Here is a 5419-nt window from a genome sequence, read left to right as displayed (position 1 = left end):
TGTTGACGAGTCCCAAAAGGTCTGCCATACTGTGCGACCACTTCGAGACGAAATGTCCGAAGCGCGAAACCCTCAGGGTGCCGCAACGAGTTCTTTGTAAATGTGCGCAGGAAATTTGTGCGGGCGTCTGTAAGATGGAGTGAGTCCAATCTTGCAGAAGTCTGTTAAAAGCTTTAAGTCAATGAGTAGTAATGCAAATTAGTACGCAAGCGATGTACAAGCCTTGATGGGATTCTGCAGATAAAAGCTGTAAATATTGTTTTTAACTGAAGAGTTTGATCCTGGCTCAGAGTGAACGCTGGCGGCAGGCCTAACACATGCAAGTCGAACGGCAGCACAGGAGAGCTTGCTCTCTGGGTGGCGAGTGGCGGACGGGTGAGGAATACATCGGAATCTACCCTTTCGTGGGGGATAACGTAGGGAAACTTACGCTAATACCGCATACGATCTGAGGATGAAAGCAGGGGACCGCAAGGCCTTGCGCGATTGGATGAGCCGATGTCCGATTAGCTAGTTGGCGGGGTAAAGGCCCACCAAGGCGACGATCGGTAGCTGGTCTGAGAGGATGATCAGCCACACTGGAACTGAGACACGGTCCAGACTCCTACGGGAGGCAGCAGTGGGGAATATTGGACAATGGGCGCAAGCCTGATCCAGCCATGCCGCGTGTGTGAAGAAGGCCTTCGGGTTGTAAAGCACTTTTGTTGGGAAAGAAATCCTGTCGGTTAATACCCGGCGGGGATGACGGTACCCAAAGAATAAGCACCGGCTAACTTCGTGCCAGCAGCCGCGGTAATACGAAGGGTGCAAGCGTTACTCGGAATTACTGGGCGTAAAGCGTGCGTAGGTGGTTCGTTAAGTCAGATGTGAAAGCCCCGGGCTCAACCTGGGAATTGCATTTGATACTGGCGGACTAGAGTGCGGTAGAGGAGAGTGGAATTCCCGGTGTAGCAGTGAAATGCGTAGAGATCGGGAGGAACATCAGTTGCGAAGGCGGCTCTCTGGACCAGCACTGACACTGAGGCACGAAAGCGTGGGGAGCAAACAGGATTAGATACCCTGGTAGTCCACGCCCTAAACGATGCGAACTGGACGTTGGGTGCAATTGAGCATTCAGTGTCGAAGCTAACGCGTTAAGTTCGCCGCCTGGGGAGTACGGTCGCAAGACTGAAACTCAAAGGAATTGACGGGGGCCCGCACAAGCGGTGGAGTATGTGGTTTAATTCGATGCAACGCGCAGAACCTTACCTGGCCTTGACATGTCGAGAACTTAGCAGAGATGCTTTGGTGCCTTCGGGAACTCGAACACAGGTGCTGCATGGCTGTCGTCAGCTCGTGTCGTGAGATGTTGGGTTAAGTCCCGCAACGAGCGCAACCCCTGTCCTTAGTTGCCAGCGCGTAATGGCGGGAACTCTAAGGAGACTGCCGGTGACAAACCGGAGGAAGGTGGGGATGACGTCAAGTCATCATGGCCCTTACGGCCAGGGCTACACACGTACTACAATGGTGGGGACAGAGGGTCGCGATGCCGCGAGGCGGAGCCAATCCCAGAAACCCCATCTTAGTCCGGATCGCAGTCTGCAACTCGACTGCGTGAAGTCGGAATCGCTAGTAATCGCGGATCAGCATTGCCGCGGTGAATACGTTCCCGGGCCTTGTACACACCGCCCGTCACACCATGGGAGTTTGTTGCACCAGAAGCAGGTAGCTTAACCGCAAGGGGGGCGCTTGCCACGGTGTGGCCGATGACTGGGGTGAAGTCGTAACAAGGTAGCCGTATCGGAAGGTGCGGCTGGATCACCTCCTTTTGAGCAATGACGAACCTGTTTTACAGGCGTCCGCACAAGTTTCCTGCATTCCATGAAAGTGGATCCGGCCTGGGTCTGTAGCTCAGGTGGTTAGAGCGCACCCCTGATAAGGGTGAGGTCGGAGGTTCGAGTCCTCCCAGACCCACCAGTATCGAGGGGCCATAGCTCAGCTGGGAGAGCACCTGCTTTGCAAGCAGGGGGTCGTCGGTTCGATCCCGACTGGCTCCACCACTTCAAGACGGAATGTAGCGCACATAAACATTATGGGGTTCGACGCTGAAGTCGGATCTTGTTCTTTGACAATGTGGACGTAGTTAACGAGCGTTTTAGAGAAGTAACATTCTTTTTATACGTGTCGTGAGGCTAAGGCGAGCGCGCAAGCGCTTAATTTTGAAGTTATCGTTGTATTCGCGATGACCTTGAGGCGACTTAAGGTTATATGATCAAGCGAATAAGCGCATACGGTGGATGCCTTGGCAGTCAGAGGCGATGAAAGACGTGGCAGCCTGCGAAAAGCTCCGGGGAGTTGGCAACAAGCATTGATCCGGAGATGTCTGAATGGGGAAACCCACCGCTTAGGCGGTATCCTGCAGTGAATACATAGCTGCTGGAAGCAAACCCGGGGAACTGAAATATCTCAGTACCTGGAGGAAAAGAAATCAACCGAGATTCCCCCAGTAGTGACGAGCGAACGGGGAGCAGCCCAAAAGTTGATATTGAGGTAGCAAAACGGTCTGGGAAGGCCGACCATAGAGGGTGAGAGTCCCGTATGCGAAATCTCTTTATTGATGATAAGTGAGTAGGGCGGGGCACGAGAAACCCTGTCTGAACATGGGAGGACCATCTTCCAAGGCTAAATACTCCTGACTGACCGATAGTGAACCAGTACCGTGAGGGAAAGGCGAAAAGAACCGCGGAGAGCGGAGTGAAATAGAACCTGAAACCGTATGCGTACAAGCAGTGGGAGCCCCTTCGTGGGGTGACTGCGTACCTTTTGTATAATGGGTCAGCGACTTATTGTCTGTGGCAAGCTTAACCGATTAGGGGAGGCGAAGGGAAACCGAGTCTGAACAGGGCGCATAGTCGCAGGCAATAGACCCGAAACCGGGTGATCTAGCCATGCCCAGGGTGAAGGTGCCGTAACAGGTACTGGAGGCCCGAACCCACTCCTGTTGCAAAAGTAGGGGATGAGGTGTGGCTAGGAGTGAAAAGCTAATCGAACCCGGAGATAGCTGGTTCTCCTCGAAAGCTATTTAGGTAGCGCCTTGCACGAATCTTCTTGGGGGTAGAGCACTGTTATGGCTAGGGGGTCATTGAGACTTACCAAACCATTGCAAACTCCGAATACCAAGACAGACTATGCAGGAGACACACGGCGGGTGCTAACGTCCGTCGTGAAAAGGGAAACAACCCAGACCTACAGCTAAGGTCCCAAAGTCATGGCTAAGTGGAAAACGATGTGGGAAGGCACAGACAGCCAGGAGGTTGGCTTAGAAGCAGCCATCCTTTAAAGAAAGCGTAATAGCTCACTGGTCGAGTCGGCCTGCGCGGAAGATTTAACGGGGCTAAGCCATGCACCGAAGCTTAGGGTGTGCACACACAGGTGTGTACGCGGTAGAGGAGCGTTCCGTAAGCCGGTGAAGGTGGATCGTAAGGTCCGCTGGAGGTATCGGAAGTGCGAATGCTGACATGAGTAACGATAATGGGGGTGAAAAGCCCCCACGCCGAAAGCCCAAGGTTTCCTTGCGCAACGTTAATCGACGCAGGGTGAGTCGGCCCCTAAGGCGAGGACGAAAGTCGTAGTCGATGGGAAGCAGGTTAATATTCCTGCACCTCGCGTAAGTGCGATGGAGAGACGGAGAAGGTTAGGCAGGCCGGGCGTTGGTAGTCCCGGTGAGAGAGTTGAGGCGGTCCCCTTAGGCAAATCCGGGGGGGCAACGTTGAGACTAAGGACCAGTTCAATTAGAACGAGGCTGCTGATATCACGCTTCCAGGAAAATCTTCTAAGCTTCAGCTTACGCAGACCGTACCGTAAACCGACACAGGTGGGTAGGATGAGAATTCTAAGGCGCTTGAGAGAACTCGGGTGAAGGAACTAGGCAAAATGGCACCGTAACTTCGGGAGAAGGTGCGCCTTCACTGGTTAATAGCTGGAGAAGGCCTCAGAAACCAGGCCGCTGCGACTGTTTATCAAAAACACAGCACTCTGCAAACACGAAAGTGGACGTATAGGGTGTGACGCCTGCCCGGTGCTGGAAGGTTAATTGATGGGGTTAGCCGCAAGGCGAAGCTCTTGATCGAAGCCCCAGTAAACGGCGGCCGTAACTATAACGGTCCTAAGGTAGCGAAATTCCTTGTCGGGTAAGTTCCGACCTGCACGAATGGCGTAACGACAGCGGCGCTGTCTCCACCCGAGACTCAGTGAAATTGAAATCGCTGTGAAGATGCAGCGTTCCCGCGGCAAGACGGAAAGACCCCGTGAACCTTTACTATAGCTTTACATTGAACGTTGAGTTCGTCTGTGTAGGATAGGTGGGAGGCTATGAAGTGTCGGCGCTAGCTGGCATGGAGCCATCCTTGAAATACCACCCTGATGTGCTTGACGTTCTAACCTAGGTCCGTTATCCGGATCGGGGACCATGTATGGTGGGTAGTTTGACTGGGGCGGTCTCCTCCCAAAGAGTAACGGAGGAGCACGAAGGTACGCTCAGCGCGGTCGGACATCGCGCACTGTGTGCAAAGGCATAAGCGTGCTTGACTGCAAGATCGACGGATCAAGCAGGTACGAAAGTAGGTCTTAGTGATCCGGTGGTTCTGTATGGAAGGGCCATCGCTCAACGGATAAAAGGTACTCCGGGGATAACAGGCTGATACCGCCCAAGAGTTCATATCGACGGCGGTGTTTGGCACCTCGATGTCGGCTCATCACATCCTGGGGCTGTAGTCGGTCCCAAGGGTATGGCTGTTCGCCATTTAAAGTGGTACGCGAGCTGGGTTCAGAACGTCGTGAGACAGTTCGGTCCCTATCTGTCGTGGGCGTTGGATATTTGAGAGGGGCTGCTCCTAGTACGAGAGGACCGGAGTGGACGAACCTCTGGTGTTCCGGTTGTCACGCCAGTGGCATTGCCGGGTAGCTATGTTCGGAAGCGATAACCGCTGAAAGCATCTAAGCGGGAAGCGCGCCTCAAGATGAGATATCCCGGGACACAAGTCCCCTAAAGGAACCAGGAAGACTACCTGGTTGATAGGTCAGGTGTGTAAGTGCAGTAATGTATTGAGCTAACTGATACTAATGATCCGTGAGGCTTGATCATATAACCTCAAGTCGCTTTATCCTCGCAACACGTATAAAACGAACGCTCGAAAACTACGTCCCATTCCAATTTGCTTCACCCAACGAGAGCGCGGCGCTCAGGATTCCCATCCAAAAGCGACCCTCCACCCTCTCCCTGGTGACCATAGCGTTGTGGAACCACCCGATCCCATCCCGAACTCGGAAGTGAAACGCAACTGCGCCGATGGTAGTGTGTGCATACATGCAAGAGTAGGTCATCGCCAGGGTCTTTACCCCAAAACCCCAGCCCCAAAAGGCTGGGGTTTTTTATTGCGCC

At 53.5% G+C, this 5419-nt stretch carries 2 tRNA genes and 3 rRNA genes; all 5 read left to right on the top strand.

The features are described 5' to 3' along the window. Positions 1 to 263: 263 nt before the first annotated feature. Positions 264 to 1808 (top strand): 16S ribosomal RNA (locus IEV56_RS10475). Positions 1809 to 1879: 71 nt separating this feature from the next. Continuing rightward, a tRNA-Ile gene (locus IEV56_RS10470) sits at positions 1880 to 1956 on the top strand. A gap of 7 nt (positions 1957 to 1963) precedes the next feature. Further along, a tRNA-Ala gene (locus IEV56_RS10465) sits at positions 1964 to 2039 on the top strand. A 210-nt stretch (positions 2040 to 2249) separates the two neighbouring features. Beyond that, positions 2250 to 5122 (top strand): 23S ribosomal RNA (locus IEV56_RS10460). Between the two features lie 134 nt (positions 5123 to 5256). Next, positions 5257 to 5369, top strand: a 5S ribosomal RNA gene (gene rrf, locus IEV56_RS10455). Together the 16S, 23S and 5S rRNA genes with 2 tRNA genes alongside form the textbook arrangement of a ribosomal RNA operon. Positions 5370 to 5419 lie beyond the last annotated feature (50 nt).

The sequence above is a fragment of the Arenimonas maotaiensis genome (assembly GCF_014638745.1).
In the GTDB taxonomy this organism is placed as follows: domain Bacteria; phylum Pseudomonadota; class Gammaproteobacteria; order Xanthomonadales; family Xanthomonadaceae; genus Arenimonas; species Arenimonas maotaiensis.
This window is presented reverse-complemented; position numbering and strand designations above follow the sequence as displayed.